At 37.6% G+C, this 17,687-nt stretch carries 17 protein-coding genes; 4 read left to right on the top strand and 13 right to left on the bottom strand.

Annotation, left to right across the window (positions count from 1 at the left end; all coding sequences use genetic code 11):
* From AAFX60_014675 to AAFX60_014665, 3 genes are all read right to left on the bottom strand, one after another.
* Complete coding sequence (locus AAFX60_014675) at nucleotides 1–285, bottom strand: GNAT family N-acetyltransferase (protein XDF79667.1); 285 nt, start codon at nucleotides 283–285, stop codon at nucleotides 1–3.
* 41 nt (nucleotides 286–326) lie between these two features.
* Nucleotides 327–536, bottom strand: a complete 210-nt coding sequence (locus AAFX60_014670) for a hypothetical protein (protein ID XDF79666.1) — start codon at nucleotides 534–536, stop codon at nucleotides 327–329.
* Nucleotides 537–611: 75 nt separating this feature from the next.
* Nucleotides 612–1,781: a methyltransferase domain-containing protein gene (locus AAFX60_014665; protein XDF79665.1), complete on the bottom strand. Its 1,170-nt coding sequence runs from the start codon at nucleotides 1,779–1,781 to the stop codon at nucleotides 612–614.
* A gap of 218 nt (nucleotides 1,782–1,999) precedes the next feature.
* Here AAFX60_014665 and AAFX60_014660 point away from each other — a divergent pair, with 218 nt between their 5' ends.
* Nucleotides 2,000–2,659 carry a nitroreductase family protein gene (locus AAFX60_014660; GenBank protein ID XDF79664.1) on the top strand — a complete coding sequence of 220 codons (660 nt, stop codon included), beginning with the start codon at nucleotides 2,000–2,002 and terminating at the stop codon, nucleotides 2,657–2,659.
* A gap of 74 nt (nucleotides 2,660–2,733) precedes the next feature.
* On the opposite strand, the gene AAFX60_014655 is transcribed toward AAFX60_014660, so the two are convergent.
* The 4 genes from AAFX60_014655 to AAFX60_014640 all read right to left on the bottom strand — a co-directional run bounded on the left by AAFX60_014655 (nucleotide 2,734) and on the right by AAFX60_014640 (nucleotide 6,285).
* Nucleotides 2,734–2,856 carry a hypothetical protein gene (locus AAFX60_014655; GenBank protein XDF79663.1) on the bottom strand — a complete coding sequence of 41 codons (123 nt, stop codon included), beginning with the start codon at nucleotides 2,854–2,856 and terminating at the stop codon, nucleotides 2,734–2,736.
* A 450-nt stretch (nucleotides 2,857–3,306) separates the two neighbouring features.
* Nucleotides 3,307–4,407 (bottom strand): ABC transporter permease, encoded by a 1,101-nt coding sequence (locus AAFX60_014650; GenBank protein XDF79662.1) that lies wholly within the window; start codon nucleotides 4,405–4,407, stop codon nucleotides 3,307–3,309.
* Entirely contained in the window at nucleotides 4,404–5,330 is a 927-nt protein-coding gene (locus AAFX60_014645) for an ABC transporter ATP-binding protein (GenBank protein XDF79661.1), read from the bottom strand. The genes AAFX60_014650 and AAFX60_014645 overlap by 4 nt, the downstream gene beginning before the upstream one ends.
* A 4-nt stretch (nucleotides 5,331–5,334) precedes the next feature.
* Nucleotides 5,335–6,285, bottom strand: a complete 951-nt coding sequence (locus AAFX60_014640) for an HlyD family efflux transporter periplasmic adaptor subunit (GenBank protein XDF79660.1) — start codon at nucleotides 6,283–6,285, stop codon at nucleotides 5,335–5,337.
* A 191-nt stretch (nucleotides 6,286–6,476) separates the two neighbouring features.
* Here AAFX60_014640 and AAFX60_014635 point away from each other — a divergent pair, with 191 nt between their 5' ends.
* A complete protein-coding gene (locus AAFX60_014635) occupies nucleotides 6,477–6,962 on the top strand; it encodes a hypothetical protein (protein XDF79659.1) in 486 nt (161 codons plus the stop codon).
* A gap of 81 nt (nucleotides 6,963–7,043) precedes the next feature.
* On the opposite strand, the gene AAFX60_014630 is transcribed toward AAFX60_014635, so the two are convergent.
* A complete protein-coding gene (locus AAFX60_014630; protein XDF79658.1) occupies nucleotides 7,044–7,328 on the bottom strand; it encodes a hypothetical protein in 285 nt (94 codons plus the stop codon).
* Nucleotides 7,329–7,657: 329 nt separating this feature from the next.
* On the opposite strand from AAFX60_014630, the gene AAFX60_014625 reads away from it, so the two are divergent.
* Nucleotides 7,658–8,431 (top strand): LuxR C-terminal-related transcriptional regulator, encoded by a 774-nt coding sequence (locus AAFX60_014625; protein XDF79657.1) that lies wholly within the window; start codon nucleotides 7,658–7,660, stop codon nucleotides 8,429–8,431.
* Nucleotides 8,432–8,758: 327 nt separating this feature from the next.
* Here AAFX60_014625 and AAFX60_014620 read toward each other — a convergent pair whose 3' ends face one another.
* Complete coding sequence (locus AAFX60_014620) at nucleotides 8,759–10,642, bottom strand: methyl-accepting chemotaxis protein (GenBank protein XDF79656.1); 1,884 nt, start codon at nucleotides 10,640–10,642, stop codon at nucleotides 8,759–8,761.
* A 446-nt stretch (nucleotides 10,643–11,088) separates the two neighbouring features.
* On the opposite strand from AAFX60_014620, the gene AAFX60_014615 reads away from it, so the two are divergent.
* Entirely contained in the window at nucleotides 11,089–13,497 is a 2,409-nt protein-coding gene (locus AAFX60_014615) for a glycoside hydrolase family 2 protein (GenBank protein XDF79655.1), read from the top strand.
* 66 nt (nucleotides 13,498–13,563) lie between these two features.
* Here AAFX60_014615 and AAFX60_014610 read toward each other — a convergent pair whose 3' ends face one another.
* From AAFX60_014610 to AAFX60_014595, 4 genes are all read right to left on the bottom strand, one after another.
* Nucleotides 13,564–14,499 carry a LysR family transcriptional regulator gene (locus AAFX60_014610; GenBank protein ID XDF79654.1) on the bottom strand — a complete coding sequence of 312 codons (936 nt, stop codon included), beginning with the start codon at nucleotides 14,497–14,499 and terminating at the stop codon, nucleotides 13,564–13,566.
* A 78-nt stretch (nucleotides 14,500–14,577) separates the two neighbouring features.
* Nucleotides 14,578–15,252 (bottom strand): NAD-dependent epimerase/dehydratase family protein, encoded by a 675-nt coding sequence (locus AAFX60_014605; GenBank protein XDF79653.1) that lies wholly within the window; start codon nucleotides 15,250–15,252, stop codon nucleotides 14,578–14,580.
* Between the two features lie 93 nt (nucleotides 15,253–15,345).
* Complete coding sequence (locus AAFX60_014600; GenBank protein XDF79652.1) at nucleotides 15,346–15,963, bottom strand: response regulator; 618 nt, start codon at nucleotides 15,961–15,963, stop codon at nucleotides 15,346–15,348.
* An 8-nt stretch (nucleotides 15,964–15,971) separates the two neighbouring features.
* Nucleotides 15,972–17,669: a PhnD/SsuA/transferrin family substrate-binding protein gene (locus AAFX60_014595; GenBank protein XDF80178.1), complete on the bottom strand. Its 1,698-nt coding sequence runs from the start codon at nucleotides 17,667–17,669 to the stop codon at nucleotides 15,972–15,974.
* Nucleotides 17,670–17,687 lie beyond the last annotated feature (18 nt).

Raw genomic sequence — 17,687 nt, 5'->3', positions numbered from 1 at the left:
TTACCAGAGTCGCAAATTATTAAGAGCAGCAACGCATTTTGAGCGCCCCGGAATATAAGTTAATACTTCATCATTTAAAGATTGAGCTAACCAGCTATACAAATAACTCAAAGGAATTGGAGACTTAAATTGTTCTTCACTTATGACCTCAAAACCAACTCTTTCATAAAACTTTGGCTCACCATAAGTAAATACCAACTCAACACCTTCTTGTTTCAAAACTTCAAGACCATGATGAATAAGCGTCTGACCAACACCTTTATTTTGATATTCAGTATCGATCACAACAGGGCAAAGTAAAAATGCCGTTGTATCTATTTCAAATGTTAAGCGTGTAAAAAGATACTTCCAACAATTTTGCCGTTATCTTTCGCAACAAAAAGAAACATATCATCAGAGTCTGTTGTTGCAAAAAGATCTTTGATTAATGCACCAATCAATGTGCCTTCATCAACCCCTTCTGATTTTGAAAAAGTACGAGTAACCAGATCCGTAATTTCTTGAGTTTGTTCAACATGATATTGAGAGTAATCCATTCCACAACCTTATATGTTTTATCGTTTTTCAAAGCATAATCTGTAAAATGACAAATAGGTCAGTAGTTTTTGTTCTTAACGAGACCTTAGTATAAAAATCTCATAATCGAACTCATTTGCTCTCTGTTTAAAAGCGGTTATTTCATTCTCAAAATCAATTAATACTGGAGAATCTATTAATTTATCTTTTAATGTATCTAATCGCTCAATTAAGGGATGGTAATACGCTTCCCATGCGGCATCACTAAGAGAAAAATGTTCAATAACCTCATAACCTGCTTGTTGTGCATGCTTAATTCGATCTGAAACTGACACCATATCTGGGTACTCTTTTTTCCAAAAAGACAAGGCACTCTCGCTTGGTTTATCCGTACTCCAAACTAAATCACTTACCACAAGAACACCATCTTCACTTAATAATGGTTTCCATGCTTTTAACGCATTTTGAACGCCCATAATGTAGGCACTGCCTTCTGACCAAATAAGATCAAAACTCTTTGTCTCAAACGGCATTTTAGCCATATCTGCACACACCGTTGTGATCTTATCTTCTAAACCATTTTGTTGCATTTTTTCCATTAAATGCTTGAGTGCAAACTCTTCGTTATCAACTGCAGTAATCATCGCATCGGAATATCGAGCAAAAAGCTCAGTCGCAATACCTTGCCCACAACCAATTTCAAGTAGCGTCGTTGGTTTATTAAGTACTTTCTCTAATGCTTTTAATGTGTCACTTTCAGAGCCAGGCCCCCATCTTTCTAATTCTTTAAAAATCAAATCAAAATCTTGCATGTAGCGTTCATGTTCGTTCATATCTTTAGATAACCATTTCAGTCTCATTGCTTGCTTTTCATCAAAACCTTGTTTCATTAACCACTCAATATGCGCTTCTGGCGCTAATTGGTCTAATGACTCATGCCAGTCTGTTAAACTGCTTTCTCCTAATAAAGCGGCAAGCAACTGACGTGAATTTTGTTTTTGCTCAATCTCTTGATCCAATTGCTCTAAACGCTCAACTAAAACCTCACGGTTCACTTTGGCATCAAGACAAGCTTGGCACTCTTTAAGCGTTAATCCACCCGCTTGAAGGTTTTGTAATAGAACCAATCGTTGCGCATCTTTCTCACTGTATTGACGGTAACCATTATTTAAACGTTCGCCTTTTATCAAACCCAATTTTTCGTAATAAAGTAAGGTTGTTCTTGATAACCCCACTAACTCTGCAAGTTGTGATATACGGTACATGGTTGACTCCTGTTAAATAAAACTCACCGTTCAATTGGTACCTATCATAAACTGTAAAGCTATAGACAGGTCAACAATTATGGAACTTTTATTCCATAGTGATTGGATCTTTCATCTCTTTTTCTCGTCTTTGATTTTCTTTATCTTACTCACATCAACGACGAGTAAAGAAAATATAAACTCGCGCTTTTGTTCACCAGATTTAGGAAATAGCTCATATGACTCACCCAATTATTGCTGATTTAAATTCTCGTTATACTGCTAAAAAATACGACGCAACAAAGCGCATTTCAGCAGAAGATATGGACGTAATTAAAGAAGCGATTCGTCTATCTGCATCTTCAATTAACTCTCAGCCTTGGAAGTTCATTGTTCTTGAGAGTGAAGAAGCAAAAGAACGTTTTCATGGTACATTTGCGAACATGTTTGAATTTAATCAACCACACGCAAAAGAAGCATCACACACGATTTTATTTGCGCACAATCCAAACTATACAAAAGACCAATATCGTAAAGTAGTGGATGCAGAAGTTGCTTCTGGCCACTTACCTGCTGAGCGTTACAACGATATGCTAGATGGCGCTTTTGGCTTTGTTGAATTAAATACTAACGAAGCAGGCTTTAATGGTAACTGGACAAAAGCACAAAGCTATATTGCTTTAGGTAACACACTGCATACTCTTGCTCGTATGGGCATAGCATCAACATCAATGGAAGGTGTTGACTCAGCATTGATTGGTGAAGAGTTTAAAGATGAATTAGATGGTTATGTATGTGATTTTGCCCTTGCTTTGGGTTATCACAAAGATGGCGAAGATTATAACCACGGTCTACCAAAAGCACGTTTACCAATGGAAGATGTGATTACAACACTTTAATTTTCCTAATGTAAATAAAAAAAGAGCACATAACCAATGTGCTCTTTTTTGTTTTTAGGATAAGTCATCGTGTCTTACTCTTTTTTACTGAATTCAACGATAACAGCAACCGTCAACGCACAAATTACAATCGTGATGGCATAACTTATCCATATAATTAACTCTGTAAGTGGGCTTAACCCTTCCAATAAAAACATGACTCCTCCTTGAGCATACTTTCTCTTTTGGATTCTCATTTTATACACAGAGACAATATTCATAATGTGACAGCCCGCAAAATTTACGACGCTTATCTCTTAAAAATGTAATTAAAATAAACGTATTGCTATTAACTAATCTCATAGTTACATCAAAGTGTTGCTTATGTCGAATTGAGACTCACAAGCTCATATTTTGATTTGATAAGATAAGTTTTCTTTCCATACTAGATCTTGATAATAAAAAAAGTTAAGGGAAACTTATGGATAAAATAGTCTGCCCATGCTGCCAACAACATCAAGAATGGTTCTATAGCGAAACCCGCCATATTTGGGTTTGTATCTGCGGAAATGTAATTTTTATCGCTTAAGGTACACAAGCTTTAGATTGGAATAAAAACGCCCTGAATTGGTGCTCAAACAATCAGGGCATTCTCTCTATTTAACCAATCAATCCAATGATTTCTTAAACCGTTTAGACGCGACAAACAGCCCTATTAATGTAAACACTATCATCCAAATCGTGTCACGCCATAAGTCCATTAAATCAGCCCCTCTTAATACGATACCTCTAATCAACCGCATAAAGTGAGTTGCGGGTAATATCTCTGCTATCCATTGAGCGATGACAGGCATACCTTCGTACGGAAACATAAAACCAGATAACAATATAGATGGAAGGAGTATAAATATCGTCATTTGCATCGCTTGTAACTGTGTTTTTGCTATTGTTGAGATTACCAAGCCAAGCGTCAAACTTGCTGATATAAATAACAATGTTCCAAATAATATTTGTGATAACGAACCATTAATAGGTACATCAAAAATAGCGTAACCTAAACCAAGAATGATCAAAACTTGAATTAAGCCGACAAAGATATAAGGGATAATTTTTGCGACCATGAGTTCAAATGAGCGGATCGGAGTGGTGATCAATAACTCTAAATTGCCTCTTTCACGCTCTCTAACAATTGCAGAGCTAGTAAAAAGCACCATGGTCATGGTTAATATAACGCCCAATAAACCAGGAACGATATTAACTGCAGAGCGTCGACTAGGGTTATAAAACAAAGTAACTTCAAATGTTTTGGCTTTTGCCGTATTTCTTACATCAAAATCCAAATCAGCCAATGGCATAGTTTGTAATGATAAAATAGCAGCACTGATCATGGTATCTGAGCCATCAACGATCCATTGGCCAAGTTCTCTTTTCTGCATGACTCGTTGAGTGATGTCTTTTGGTAAGACTAAAGCAGCACGAACCACACCTTGTTGAATCGCCTTTTCAGCCTCTTCAACCGTAGGATAATACTGCTTTATACTAACCACTTGAGTTACTTTAACTGACTCCGTAATTAAGCGTCCTAATGTGCTCTCACTTTGATCGACAACAGCGACCGGAATATCCCTAATATCCGTGTTAATGGCATAGCCAAACAACAACAATTGAATTAATGGGATCATAATAACCATTCCGAACGTCAACTTATCTCTAGATAGCTGGCGTATTTCTTTCATCATGATGGCTTTCATGCGATTCATTGATTTCATTGACGTCCCTTCCCTGTTACGGTAACGAAAACATCTTCTAAGCTAGGACGGGCGATATTCATTTCCGCGTCTTTTAATTCATTAAAATTTGTTCTTAACCATAAGATCGGGTCATCAATATGTTGATGAATAAGCACTCGTAAGCGGATCCCTAGTTGAGCGGCAGAGCGTACCTCATCACAAGCCATTAATTTTGCTTTTAACGCTCGTAAGTTATTCGCTTTTACCTCGACAATATTAACCCCCATGTTTGCCATGAGTTCTTCAGGCTCACCATCAGCCCGAATAATGCCTGATTCCATAATCGCTAAACGATGACAACGTTCAGCCTCATCCATGTAATGAGTTGTCACGAGAATGGTGGTGCCTTTATCTGAAAGATCGAATAATTGCTCCCAAAACTCTCGTCGATTTTCAGGGTCAACCGCTGATGTAGGTTCATCTAAAAACAAAAGTTCTGGATTATGCATAGTGGCAGCGGCCAATGATAATCTCTGCTTTTGGCCACCACTCATTCCTGATACTCGTTGTTTGCGTAGCTGATCAAGCCCATATGTCGCTAGTTGTTCAGAAACTCGAGCATTTAATAATTGCTTTTCCATACCAAAGATTTGGCCAATAAATTCTAGGTTCTCTTCAACACTTAAATCATCGTATAACGAGAACTTTTGAGTCATGTAACCAATCTTTAAACGTAACGCTTCCGACTCTTTTGGTATGCATAAACCCAGTACATCAACGGTTCCTGATGTTGGACTTAATAAGCCTGTTAGGGTTCGAATAGTTGTTGATTTACCACAACCATTCGGCCCTAAAAAACCATAAATGCTGCCTTTAGGTACGGATAAGTTAATCCCATCAATCGCAGTAAAATCACCGAACTTTTTTACTACCTCTTTTGCTTGAATTGCCAATTCAGTCATATGCTTAGTCCTTACTCAATTTAACTTGAGCAGGTACACCTGAAGGTAATAGAGCGGCTGATTCGGGTAAGTCAACCTCAGCTAAATAAACGAGATGTGAACGATCTTCTTCTGTTAATGCGTAATAAGGTGTAAATGATGGATCCGTTGCAACCCATCGTACCGTTCCTTCAAAAGGAGTATCAATACCATCAACTTTAACAGAGAATTTTTTCCCAGGTACAAAGCCTACACGATACGATGCAGGAACATAAACACGAGCATAAGGAACTCTATTGGCTTGAATAACAGCGACAAAGCCATTAACAGGAACACGCTCACCTAGGTTATAAGGTAGGTTATCTAAAATACCATCACGAGTAGCAACAATGGTTAATTCATCAAGTTTCTGTTGTTGCAAAATGGCTTCTGCTTTCATTGCATCAAGCTCAGCTCTTGCTTGCTCAATATCCTCAGGCCTTGCTCCAGCAGTCAGTTTTGAAAACTCTTCATTTGCTGAATTTAATGCCGCTCTGGCTGAATCTCTTGATGCTAATGCGGCATCCTTATTTGATTGACTGGCAAGATTCTTCTTTACTAACTCGACCATTCTACGATACGTTTTTTCAGCATCGATCAGTTGAGCTTTGGCTTGATCAACCCTTGCCTGCGCAGAGGCAATATCCTCTGGGCGCTCTCCATTCGTTAAACGTAATAAATACGCTTGCGCTTTAGCCGTATTCGCAATGGCATGAGCAAGAATCGCTTCTTGATTTTTGGTATCTAACTGCACCAAAACATCACCGACTTTGACTTCACTTCCCTCTTTAACTGGTAATGCTCGAATAATTTCATTTGAGGTAGCAGAAAAAGTCACTCTATCTCGCTCTAATGTACCTAATGCTTCATCACCTTTGTCTGGCGAACACGCTTGTAGTGTCACAATACATGCCAATCCTAATAGTATTTTACGCATTTTCGTCCCTTAACTGATTACCTAGTCTTTATCATATTACTCCTAATAAAATACGATTAAATCCTTTAATACCAATATTGCGATAATAAACAAAAAGGGGGAAGTTATGGCAAATCTAATAAAAGAAGTAAGCAAAACAAATAACTGCCTACTACTATTAATAGTATGTTTACTTAAATGTTAGGATAAATATGAAATGGATTTCTGTATTTGCATTCCTACTTATTGCTCTTTCTCGCCCCGTTCAGGCGACGTCAATCGAAGTGGCTTTTCTTGGTTACAGCAACCATTATGTTGATAGAGACTATGACTATAATGAACAGCATAAGCTGATAGGTTTTAGCATCAATAACGGTTTTAGTGTTGCGAATTTCACTAATTCATATAATAGAAAATCAACACTTGTTGGTTGGAAATTTCAAACCGACGATGCATTAATGCTTAGCAAGTTATCATTTGATGCTGGGGTTGTTTTAGGTCTAGTTACAGGCTACAAACAAGAGGAAATCATTACTTATATCAATGAAGATATCAGCCTTTATCTCATACCTGAGCTTATTATTTCTTACCCTATTACCGACACAATCTCTCTATCATTAGTGAATGGGATTGTGCCGGATTCAAAAGGGATAATACTCATGCATCATCTTGAGCTCTCTTTTGATGACCTATTTTAACTTTTTGGCCTGCACAAAAGCACTAAGCAACAAAACACCTTATCCATAATTCTCATCCTTTTGCTTTTATTTAAATAAAACTTATGCGTTTTTCTTAAATAATTTCTTATAAATAGATTGAATAAAAATAGCGAAGCCATAACTAACATCAGCTTTTCCATATTCATCTACTGCATAAACAAAGTTGGATTTAAATTTTTCAACGGCTTCTTCTGATGTTTCTGCATAGATAACATCATCTTCAACTTCAAAGCCTTGTGCGAGTATGGCGGACTTCTCTTTTAAAAAAGACTCCGACGCCATATCTAGGAAGGTGTATTTCTTACGATCACTATTGGGAATGCAAAAAAATTGGTACTTAGCCATATTGGTTTCCTCTGTTAAATAAAACGTCTCAAAATAGGGTTTAAATTGGTTTCGATACTTTATTTACAGAAATGAAACTTAAGTAACCTATAAATTACATGAATCAATCTAAAGGTATCAACTGTGATTAACAATACATAGAAGCTAAAAGGATGATCACCATCACGCACTGTAATGATTGCATGCAATAGGTTCACAAAATCAATACATAGGTAAAACACATGCAAAAAGACTATAAATACCAAAAATCCCTTTTAACGAACAATACACTTCCTTGCTAGTATCTATTGATAAAAACATCATTTAACTAATAAGAATTACCTATTTGTATGCATACTGCTTTTGAATCATTGTTAATATCTCAATCTAATCGGTTACTAAAATGCGAGCCATCCTTATTCGAAATTACATGGAGAGAATGCGCAGTTGAAGCTTTAGAACTTTTTGACATTGATAGATTATCCCTTTTTCCCAACTCTCTTATTCTATTCAATGAAGGAAAGCTCATTAATGCCCAAAAACCGGGTATTGCTGAAGTCCAAAGAGCAAAGTATTCAAATAAAAAACCAACAGAATATTTAAAGCTGCTCTCTTCTTCTAAACAAATCATCACCTTTTCTGCTTATGAACTGAGAAATAGCAACTTAGAGGTTTTACGTTCTCTTTATCAAGATGGAGCTAGGTGGCATTGCATCATCCCTCTATCGATGCACGGTAAAGTGTGGGGAGCAGCAACACTAGGACGCTTAGAGCAAGCAGAAAAAGAAATCGATGATATACAAATAAATCGTTTAAAAATGCTGTGTGAAATGTGGTTATGCTATTGGCAGCACTCTGTACTTACCCGCAACTTACAAAGTGAAGAACAACGTCATATTAATGAAGGTGAACAACTGCTATTACTCAGTAAGAAACAGACGATTATTCTTAACTTACTTGCGACAGGTCATTCAGCAAAAGAGTGTGCAGAGAAGCTAAACCTTAGCCCTAGAACCGTTGAATCACATAAATATAGAATGCTGACAACACTTCAATTAGAAAATCACTCTGAGCTGATGCAGTTTGCATTACGTAATGATTTAGGGAAAAAATATAATCCTTAAATGCGGTAGTTTTACGGTATTAATTTCAACCAGTTTAAATAAAATCTATCTCACATATAACGTGTACCTACAACGATAGAGATAACAATGAAATTAATCATGAAGTTCTACAACATAGTTACTAAAAAAGAGCAATTAAAGCGACAGCACTTAAAAGCAAAGCTGCATTTTGCTATGGCTCAAAACTATGGAATAGAAGGTTAATCAACAGTTATTAGGTTCTTTTCCCCCTAGAAAGAATCTGCAACTTGTTTTGCTCTCTAATAAAAAAGCCTCTTAAATTTAGCTGCCACTAAATGCAAGAGGCTATTTTTTAGGCGAATTTTATTAATACTTAAACAAGTTCACTTGATTGTTCAAACGAGTCGCTATTTCACGTAATTCTTCGGATAATTGTTGTGAATTGTTTGCTTCTGTCGACATTTGATCAGATACATCGCTCGCCGATTGAATGTTTTGGTTTACTTCATCGGTTACAGTTCTTTGCTCTGCTGCTGCGTTAGAAATTTGCATCGCCATGTCTGATATTTGTTGAATAGAGTAAGATATTTCTTCTAACGCTGTGGTCGCATTACTCGCATCATCAACACTTGATTGAGCAAACTTCTTACTCTCATCCATACTCTGAACTGCTGAATGAGTATTTCGTTGTAAGGTTTCAATCATGTGGCGGATTTCATCTGTTGAGCTATGAGTACGTTGCGATAACACTCGGACTTCATCTGCCACTACTGCAAAACCTCGACCTTGCTCTCCAGCTCTCGCCGCTTCAATTGCAGCATTCAACGCCAACAAATTAGTTTGTTCTGCAATTTCTCTGATCGTTGAAAGAATAGTATTTATTTGCTGAGCGTTGCTCTCTAACTCTTGAATAATGTTTGATGCATTATCAACTTGATTAGCTAGGTTCACGATAGACTCTTGGTTGCGAATAATAACCTGCTTTCCTTGCTCACAACTTTCTGTAGAGCTCACTGCTGATTCAGCCGTTAATTGTGCATTATTAGCAACTTCTTGAGCGGTAGCTGACATTTCATGAACCGCTGCGGCAATTTGTGTAATTTCATTTACCTGAATCGCTAAACCTTCGCTGGTTTTACCTGCCATTTGAGTACTTAATCTTGATTGAGAGTTTAACTCTAACGAAGAAGAAGCAATGTCTTTAATAATTGAATGTAATTTATCAATAAAAGCATTTACATGACCGGCTAATTGACCAATTTCATCTTTTGAATCAACCGTGATGCGTTGTGTTAAATCCCCTTCACCTTTAGATAAATCTTCCATTGCTTTGCTTAACAACGTAAGTGGAGATAGAGCTTGTTTTATCAAGTATGCTGCTAATGCTGCGATAATAATAAGCTGCAACAACACCATAAAAAGAGAATCACTAATCACACTTCTTACAGAGGCAAATGCATGCTCCTTATCGATAATCGTGACAAAATACCAACCAGAAATCGCTTCCTTTGCCACAGTGATAAATACGTCTTTACCATTAATTACCGCTTCAGATAAAGAACCGCTTTTTGATAGTGCTTCAATGCCAGCAACAGAAAGTTTATCACTTAATGTTGAAACGGATTTCTGCAGCATGTTGTGGTCTTGATGCGCAACAAAATGCCCATCTTTATCCACCAAATAAGCAGATACTCCATCTTGGTTAACAGCGAGTACATCGGCAACAATAGATTGGATTCCAATATCAGCACCAATAACGCCTGCGTAAATATCGGTATTAAATGAATCAGCAATGGTCACAACGAAATTGCCTGTTCCCGCATCAATATATGGACTTGTAACGATAGGAGCTGATGAGCTTTGTGCCGCTAAATACCAATCACGTCCCCTTGGGTCATACCCCTCTGGTACGGGGAGATTTCGGCTTTGGTAAAATTCACCCGTTGATAAACCTGCATAAGTAATATCAAATTGACCCGCTTTTTCTGCTTGAGCAAAGTAGCTAATTGGTTTATCCGAATAAGAAAACGATTTTTCTGTCGCTAATAAGATCTGCACCTTCCCATCAATCCACTTCTCAATACCCGCAATGCTGGATTGTGTAATAGCTAATGAAAATTGCTCAACAGACCGATGTGTTTCTTTCATCAATTGCTTACCTGTCATATAAGTTTGAATTGACGCCATAACCAAGATAACCACCACAAACATGAGGGTTAACTTATTTTTTATTGAGATATTTTTGTACATGATCGTGCCTAACTACTATAAATTCCATTTAAACTCAAAATAACAGCACTTTGCTGCTTCATTTTGGACTACACCAAATAAAATCCTGAATGTCTTATACAACTGACAGATAACGAATGCATTCACTAGAATTATATATAATGATTTGCATCAATAAGATTAAATTCAAAATTGAACCAAGAACACATTCAATCAATCTATACTTCCAAACAAGTCTATTAATTAGGATAGTGTATGGCGTTCTGCGCCTAATAACAACACATCATTCCATTAATATTAAGGGTAGATAATAAACAACACACATTTGAATTGTGGCTACGATCTAAATTATTGAATTTATAAAAAGGATTCACTCTCATCCGAGAATAGAGTCACATATTTTCTCTGCTTTCAGACATACACTTCTTGCAATTTCTTCACTATATACGGCATCAGAAGGATTTTTTATGTCGCAAATTTCTCTTAATGGCAAATGGATACTCACCTCTCCAGCGCATTCGCATCTTGCAATTCCAATGACGGTTCCCGGCGATAATTACCATGCTTTATACCAAGCAGGAGTCATTACCAATCCATATATGGGAACGAACGAAAATGAGGTTCAATGGGTAAGAGAATGCGATTGGCATCTATCTCAAGAATTTTCTCTTTCACCACAAGAGATGAGTGCTGCATCTTTAATACTCAATTTAAGTCGTGTTGATACATTGGCTAATGTCTTTATTAATAATGAACTTGTTTTAAGCTCTACTAACCAATTTCAACGCCACCGCATTGATATCAAACCATTTGTTAAACCGGGTGATAACACGATTTCAGTTCATTTCTCTCGAGTCGATGAAGAGGCGCTATCAAGAGCGAAGAAATTACCTATGCCTATCCCATGGGCGGTAGGGAATAATCAGCTTCCGCACATGAACCTAATACGCAAAACACAATGCCACTCTGGTTGGGATTGGGGAATTTGCTTAATGGTTTCTGGTATCTATGATCCTATTTATATTGAGGTTGTAAAAAAGATTGAATTAAGCTCAATCGAAACTGCACAAATTTGGTATCAAGGTGCTGTTGATCTTACGGTTAATGTTAAACATGAGTGTATTGCGGGACAAGCGATTACCGTTAATTTCAATGACGAAATTCACACGTTAATTAGTCATGAGAGCGGTGAAACAAACACCATTTTCCACATTGAAAATCCTGAACTTTGGTGGCCTTCTGGCTACGGTGAGCAACCTTTATATTCACTCACCGTTGAACTGGATGAACAAACAATCACAAAAAGAGTTGGCTTACGTCAATTAGAGCTTAATAACAAAAATGATGAAATTGGCTCAGCGATGGAATTTGTGATTAATGGTTTTCCTATTAACTCAAAAGGAGCAAATTGGATCCCTATGGATGCAATGCCAAGTCTTGAGTCTGAAAGCCGTTACCGAGAATTATTAACCAGTGCCAAAGACGCTAACATGAACATGATCCGTGTTTGGGGAGGGGGTCAATATGAGTCAGATATATTCTACGATCTCTGTGATGAGCTGGGATTAATGGTATGGCAAGACATGATGTTTGCTTGCTCTCTTTATCCTTCTACGGATGCATTTTTAAAAGACGTTGAACCTGAGATCCGACAACAAATTCAACGCTTAAAAGATCACCCCTCAATTGTTCTTTGGTGTGGCGATAACGAAGTTATTGGGGCGATTGGTTGGTACGATGAATCTAAGAACAATAAAACAACCTATACGGTTAATTACGATCGCTTAAATCGCAATATTGCTCAATGGATTGCAGAAGAAGATCCAAGTCGTCGGTTCTGGACTAGCTCTCCTTGTAATGGCGATATGGATTTTGGTGATGCTTGGCATAATGATAACCGCGGTGATATGCACTTTTGGGATGTTTGGCACTCAGGAAAATCATTTGATGCTTATCAAGATATCAAACCACGCTTTTGCTCTGAATTTGGTTTTCAGTCTTGGCCTTCTTTTTCAGAGGTAAAAACCTTTGTTCCTGAAGAAGACTGGAATGTCACCTCTCCCACCTTTGAAGGACACCAAAAAAATGGACGTGGTAATAGCATCATCACTGAGATGTTTACTCGTTATTTCCGCTTTCCATCTAACTTTGAACAAATGCTGTATTTAAGCCAAGTGCAACAGGCTATCGCGATTAAAACTGGTTGCGAATATTGGCGTGCAATCAGTCCTATATGTCGAGGCATGCTCTATTGGCAACTCAATGATAATTGGCCTGTAAGTTCATGGTCGAGCATTGAATACAGCGGTCGTTGGAAGCAGCTTCATTATCATGCGAAACGCTTCTTCGCGCCAACTTACGTGCCTTTTGAAGAAACAAATTCTGAATTACGCATTCGAGCGGTCAATGATCATCGAACCGAAGCTCATATTGATGGCACTGTTTATTGGATGGATTTTAATGGGGAACTACTGGGTAAATGGGCTGTAAATTACACCATTGAGGAAGATGGCAATGATGTTATTTGGTCATTAAGTAAAGAAAAATTCCAAGTTAGTGAGAATAATAGCTTTTTCTTTATTGAAATCGAAGTTAACGGAGAATCTATTCAAAACACGTGGTTTGCAACACCTAAACTCAAACAGTTAACTATGAAGAAGGCTAAAATCAATCTTATTCAGTCGGGAACAATGCTTACCCTTCAATCAGATCACCCTGCTTTTTTTGTTCACCTAGAACATGATGGTAAAGGACGATTTAGTGACTCGAGTTTTACATTATTACCTGAAAAACCGGTAACCATTGAGTATCTTGGTGATGATATCGAAACTCTAAAAAATACACTCCGAGTGTATGATTTATCCAATAGTTACTGAGAAAACTCACCACTCTAATAAAAAAGCCAATGATCTTTCATTGGCTTTTTTCATTGTACGATAGAGTTATTTGACCAAATATTCCTTGGACACTTTATCAATAATTAGCTCTCTGAGCCAACGATGTGAATGGTCAAATTCAAAGTGTTTATGCCACATTAACACATAACAACCCGGCTCCATTGAGATTGGTGCTGGTAATTTTTTTAATGGTGAACCTTTAAGCATATTGTCTATGTACTTTGAAGGAGCACACAAAATCAAATCACTGTTCTCACATAGCTCCATCGCTGAATGGAAATCCGTTAAATTCACTGCGATATCTCTTTTTAAATGCTGCAAGTTTAAGATATCGTCCAAAAGCCATTGTTCAATCCCGCCAAAAACCACTTGTAAGTGACGGTATTTTAAGAAGGTTTCGAGTCCCCATTCCTCATCAAATAGAGGATGGCCTTCACGAACCAAACACACTGAGTGATCTCTCGCTAACTCAATATAATTCAACTCTGAAGGAATGTTGTTCACGTGCCATTTTGAACGTGTATCCCACTCCCAACAACTGATCGCCAAATCAATCTCACAACGTAATAATTGATCTAAACTGTCACGTCGCCATGTTTTTGCATGCACATTTATTTGGGGAGCTTGCTTTAATAAAGCGGGCATAAAATGAGGATAAGTCAGAGAATACGCAGGCTCTACCATATGAATATCAAACGTTCGGTTACTCTTCTCTGGCTCAAAATTATTTGGTCGTGTAAATAACTCAAGTTGTTGCAATACTTGGCGCAGTTCAGGGGCTAATTGCTTCGCTCTAGGTGTTGCTCTTAATCCATAAGGCGTTCGCTCAAACAAAGGATCATCAAAGACTTCACGTAACTTTGCTAATTGCTTACTCACAGCTGACTGACTTAAATGCAGTCTTGAAGCTGCAGATGTAACACTTTGTTCTTCTAATAAAACCTCAAGCGTATTCAATAAATTATAATCAAATTGCAACACGATATCCCACCCCTAACATACCTTTATCTTCACTGCTGATTATTATCATTACTCAATACTTTGATTGTGAAATTCACGTCATGATTTCATTTCAAACATCGCTTTTGAACGATACCGATGAACCCCAACAGCATTATCATTTTGTAATGCAAGATCAAGCATACATTCAGCAACTACTTCACCTTCAATTGGCTTATAGTTTAATAGACACCCCTTCATTAATGGATTAATAATGCCCATTAAGCCTTGCAATAAGACTTCATCTTTTCTAGTTTCACTTCGGTCACCCGATAGTGGTCCTGGCTGCATAAAGGTCGTACTAGAGAAGCCTAATAACGTAATACTGTCTTCCATCTCTCCCTTACACTTTAAATAGTGCGAGAATGCAGAAGAAGACGCACCAATACACGAAACCACATAAATGTGTCGTACACCCACTTCTCGCATTGATTGAGCAACAGAAACAACAAGATCAGTATCTATCGCTTTTAGTGCGGCTTTACTGCCAGCCTTTTTGATTGTAGTACCTAATGTAATAAAACCAATATCAGGAGTCTGCTCTTCTAGCTGGTTTTTATCTATTGATAAGTCATCACTCACCATTTGAACTAATTTTGAACTCGTTTCATCAAGTGAGCGGCGAGATAGGCTATAAACTCGATTAACGGATTCATTTTTTAGTGAAAAATTCAATAAATGGTGGCCAATCAATCCTGTTGAACCTGCGATTATGATCGATGCTGAATCAAACATAATTTACTCCTGAGTATTTGTGTTTATCATTATAATTTTAGCTTAATTACATAAACGGAAACACAAATTGGTTATTCATTGTTGTAGGTTTGGCTAATTACTAATGCTATTTCCATAGCGCATGATCAAATCCACCACGCTATTTACGTCCAGTTTTTTCATTAAATTTGAACGATGAACTTCAATGGTTCGTAAAGAAACACACATTGCATCAGCCATTTGTTGGTTTTTCATTCCTTGAACAATCAATTTAAGTACTTCTTGCTCTCTGGCCGTTAAAGAAAGATAAGAGCGATGTGCATCTTGGCTTTTATAACGCTTTTCAGATGCGGCTAATCCATTTTTAATTGCGATAAACAGCTCTTCACCATCCACTGGCTTTTGAAAAAAATCAGCAGCTCCCGCTTTAAGTGCATCAACCGCCATGGGGATATCTCCATGGCCGGTTAAGAAAATAATACTTAAAGGGCTGTTTTGCTGCTTCAATAATTCATGTACGTCTTGACCTCTCAGCTCAGGCATCCGGCTGTCTAGAATTGCACACCCCGGCGTTGATACATCAACGGAATCTAAAAACGCTCGTCCACTGCAAAATTCAGAAACAGACAAACCGTATCCTTCCAGCATGAAAACCAATGATTCTCGAACTGAGAGCTCATCATCAACCACATAAACATTTGAATTACTTATGTCGATATGTCCTTTACTCATTCCCTTTGTTATCCCTTTTGATAAGGTAAAATTACCTCAACACAGCAGCCTCTTGGTTTGACTGAGCTGTATTTCATCATTCCATCATGATTTTCAATCACATCACGACAAATCGCTAAACCAAGCCCCAACCCATCTTTTTTGGTTGTATAGAATGCCTGCTCTAACGGTGTCGTTTCATCTTCAATACCAACGCCATTATCTATGATCATAATTCGTACTTGATCAACGAGGTATATCAACTCAATCCTGACAACAAGTGGATCTGTTACTTGTTCTATCTTGATACAAGCATCTTTAGCATTATTTAATAGATTAAGTAACAATTGTTGTAAGCCAGTATAATCCGCTGAAACCATATTAGGCTCACCGTTACTGTTAATCTCTATCGCTATGTTATTCCGCTGAAAATCATGCTCAACCAAACGATACGTATCATTAACTAGCGTGCCTAACCAGAAACGTCGTTTCTCTATCGGTTTTTTATGAATGAGATCTCTTAGGCGTTGAATAATATCACTGGCTGCGGTGACCTGCTGTTGAATTTTTTCCATAACAGGAAGCAACTCTTCGGATTTATTTCCTTTTTCAATGCGTAATTTGACCCCATGGCTGTAATTTTTAATCGCCGACAAAGGTTGATTGATCTCATGAGCCAAACTGCTTCCTAGCTCTCCGACAATCATAATTCGTTGTGCGTGTTCAAGCATGGAGCTTTTCTCTCGCAAATCTTCTAATGTTTTACGCAACACTTTTTTACTGCGCTTAAAACGTAGCTCAAGTAACACATGGTAGATATTTAAACCAAACAACCCAGCAATCAAGGTTAAAGCTAAATATGGATTGCGATGTAGCCAATCTTCCATTTGTTGTGTCCATGGTTTCTGCAATGGGTGCATATCAAAATGTTGATACACCTTATCTACATTTAAGCTGCTTTCTGGAAGTGTCCAACCTACGTTGTTTGCTGATTCTGCTGCAAATGCATTAGCAGGCATGGCTAATAGAGCTTGAGTGACTTTTTTACCTATTTCGTTAGATGCTCTATCTGTTTTAGCAAATGTCCAGTTAGGATAAAGTGGTGTACTGACAGCGCAAGTAAATCCATCATGATCCTGTTGACCTAACACTCTAAATTGAGAACGTTCAATGAACCCTTCTTCGACCATTTCTTCTAATGTACAAGCTGGTGCTATTGCAACATCAATATCACCATTTTCAACGGAGCGAATAAGGTTATCTGTTGGTGGCCCAGTAAATTGAATTCGATCAAAAAAGGAAGAACGGAAATAGCCCAATTTATCCATTTCAAAATGAAAGGCGATAAAGCCGCCAAAAGCTTTTTCTGATACGGCAGCTATTTTGGCATACTCAATATCTTGTAAAGAGTGATATGGCGAATCAGCCCGAACGATCACAGAAGAGGCAATGGCTTTACTAAAAGGTAGTTCATGCCCTTTCTTCTGAGTCGCTAGCCAGTTAATAGGTAATCGTCTTGCAAATGTAGTGGCTTGCCCTGGACTGGTTAATAAAAAATCTAACTCTCCATTTTGAAATGCATTTTCTAGTCCATCAAAATTGTAAGAATGCAGAACAAATTTACTGTTTGGAATTTGTGATTCCAACCATTTCATTGTCGGATCCCACGCTATATTACAATGATAATGCCCTCTTAATGCCAAAACACCAACGTCATATTGCTTAATTTTTTCTGAATTTGCGTA

The organism is Aliivibrio fischeri, from assembly GCA_038993745.2.
GTDB classification, from domain to species: domain Bacteria; phylum Pseudomonadota; class Gammaproteobacteria; order Enterobacterales; family Vibrionaceae; genus Aliivibrio; species Aliivibrio fischeri_B.
The sequence above is the reverse complement of the archived record's forward strand: the minus strand, read 5'-3'. Positions and strand labels throughout refer to the sequence as shown.

Excerpts from the sequence above, each read along its gene's own strand:
- AAFX60_014620 (XDF79656.1), bottom strand. The coding sequence starts at position 10,642 with ATGTACAAAAATATCTCAATAAAAAATAAGTTAACCCTCATGTTTGTG.
- AAFX60_014600 (XDF79652.1), bottom strand. The coding sequence starts at position 15,963 with ATGAGTAAAGGACATATCGACATAAGTAATTCAAATGTTTATGTGGTT.
- AAFX60_014625 (XDF79657.1), top strand. The coding sequence starts at position 7,658 with ATGCATACTGCTTTTGAATCATTGTTAATATCTCAATCTAATCGGTTA.
- AAFX60_014655 (XDF79663.1), bottom strand. The coding sequence starts at position 2,856 with ATGTTTTTATTGGAAGGGTTAAGCCCACTTACAGAGTTAATTATATGG.
- AAFX60_014615 (XDF79655.1), top strand. The coding sequence starts at position 11,089 with ATGTCGCAAATTTCTCTTAATGGCAAATGGATACTCACCTCTCCAGCG.
- AAFX60_014635 (XDF79659.1), top strand. The coding sequence starts at position 6,477 with ATGAAATGGATTTCTGTATTTGCATTCCTACTTATTGCTCTTTCTCGC.
- AAFX60_014645 (XDF79661.1), bottom strand. The coding sequence starts at position 5,330 with ATGACTGAATTGGCAATTCAAGCAAAAGAGGTAGTAAAAAAGTTCGGT.
- AAFX60_014630 (XDF79658.1), bottom strand. The coding sequence starts at position 7,328 with ATGGCTAAGTACCAATTTTTTTGCATTCCCAATAGTGATCGTAAGAAA.
- AAFX60_014670 (XDF79666.1), bottom strand. The coding sequence starts at position 536 with ATGGATTACTCTCAATATCATGTTGAACAAACTCAAGAAATTACGGAT.
- AAFX60_014665 (XDF79665.1), bottom strand. The coding sequence starts at position 1,781 with ATGTACCGTATATCACAACTTGCAGAGTTAGTGGGGTTATCAAGAACA.
- AAFX60_014605 (XDF79653.1), bottom strand. The coding sequence starts at position 15,252 with ATGTTTGATTCAGCATCGATCATAATCGCAGGTTCAACAGGATTGATT.
- AAFX60_014650 (XDF79662.1), bottom strand. The coding sequence starts at position 4,407 with ATGAAATCAATGAATCGCATGAAAGCCATCATGATGAAAGAAATACGC.
- AAFX60_014660 (XDF79664.1), top strand. The coding sequence starts at position 2,000 with ATGACTCACCCAATTATTGCTGATTTAAATTCTCGTTATACTGCTAAA.
- AAFX60_014640 (XDF79660.1), bottom strand. The coding sequence starts at position 6,285 with ATGCGTAAAATACTATTAGGATTGGCATGTATTGTGACACTACAAGCG.